This window comes from Pseudomonas iridis (assembly GCF_017980685.1).
Lineage (GTDB): Bacteria > Pseudomonadota > Gammaproteobacteria > Pseudomonadales > Pseudomonadaceae > Aquipseudomonas > Aquipseudomonas iridis.
In genome coordinates this window covers 1-1,258 of record NZ_JACXXO010000045.1, presented here as the reverse complement: position 1 = coordinate 1,258, position 1,258 = coordinate 1, and the positions used below count along the sequence as shown (strand labels likewise).

At 52.5% G+C, this 1,258-nt stretch carries 1 protein-coding gene; it reads left to right on the top strand.

Annotation, left to right across the window (positions count from 1 at the left end; genetic code table 11):
* The first annotated feature begins 67 nt into the window (after positions 1 to 67).
* Positions 68 to 1,209, top strand: a protein-coding gene (locus IEQ42_RS27220; protein ID WP_395593320.1) for an IS3 family transposase whose coding sequence is annotated in 2 segments (ribosomal slippage) — positions 68 to 329 and positions 329 to 1,209 — 1,143 coding nt in all. Because the reading frame shifts where the segments join, the coding sequence is not laid out codon by codon here.
* The last annotated feature ends 49 nt before the right edge of the window (positions 1,210 to 1,258 follow it).

The window sequence follows — 1,258 nt, the reverse complement described above, 5'->3', positions numbered from 1 at the left end:
TGATCTGGCTTAATGATTCTGGACACCCCTAAAGGGCGGTAATCTACGCCCAACGACGAGGTGTGATTTGACCAGACGCTATTTTTCGACAGATTTCAAACGGGATGCGGCTTGCCTGGTTTTGGATAAAGACTATTCGGTGAGTGAAGCCTGCGAAGCAATGGGCGTGGGCCCTACAGCTCTGCGCCGCTGGGTTGAGCAACTGCGTGCGGAGCGCAGCGGCAAGACGCCTGAGAAGTCCAAGGCCATGACCGTTGACCAACAACGCATCCAGGAACTGGAAGCAACAATTCGACGGATTGAGCGCGAGAAGGAAATTTTAAAAAAGGCTACAGCTCTCTTGATGTCGGATTCCCTCGATCGGTAAGGCTGGTTGAGGAGTTAAGCGAGCAGTATTCAAGATCCGAGTTGTGCGGCGTATTTGGAATCAATCGCAGCAGTTATTACGAACGTTTGAAACAGCGGGCAAAGGCGGATGACGAGCGTAATCGCCTAAAGATCAAAGCTGCTGAATTACATGAGCAAAGTCGCGGCTCAATGGGCGCGCGCGGTCTGTCAAAGGCGCTGTGTAACGAAAAAGAGGCGGTAGGTCGTTACATGGCTCGTAGCCTGATGCGCGAGCTTGGGTTGAAGAGCCAGCAACGGCGCAGGCATCGTTACAAACCCAGCGGTGCGGAGGCGCAATACGCCCCCAACCATTTGGAGCGTAAGTTCAACGTCGAGGCACCCAATCAAGTGTGGTGTGGCGACGTGACTTACATTTGGGCCGGTACTTACTGGGTTTATCTGGCTGCTGTGCTTGATCTGCATGCCCGACGCATCGTCGGTTGGGCGATGTCCAAAAGCCCGGATTCTGCGCTGACCTGTCGAGCGTTAAAGATGGCTTTCGAGTCGCGAGGACGCCCTGAAAACTTAATGTTCCATTCGGATCAAGGTTGCCATTACAGCAGCAAAATGTTCCGTGAAACGCTGGCGCACATGCGCATAAAACAAAGCATGAGTCGACGAGGAAACTGCTGGGATAACGCCCCGATGGAACGTTTCTTTGGCAGCTTGAAATCTGAATGGATACCCAAGGCTGGCTACCGAAACGAAGACGAGGCCAGTACCGATGTGTTGCGCTACCTGACCCATTATTACAATCGGATCAGGCTGCACAGCCACAACGGATATCGAACTCCGGTAGCAATGGAAGCCTTGGCAGCATGAGAAATGACCTAAACCCTATAACCGTGTCCAGTATCATTTGACCAGATCA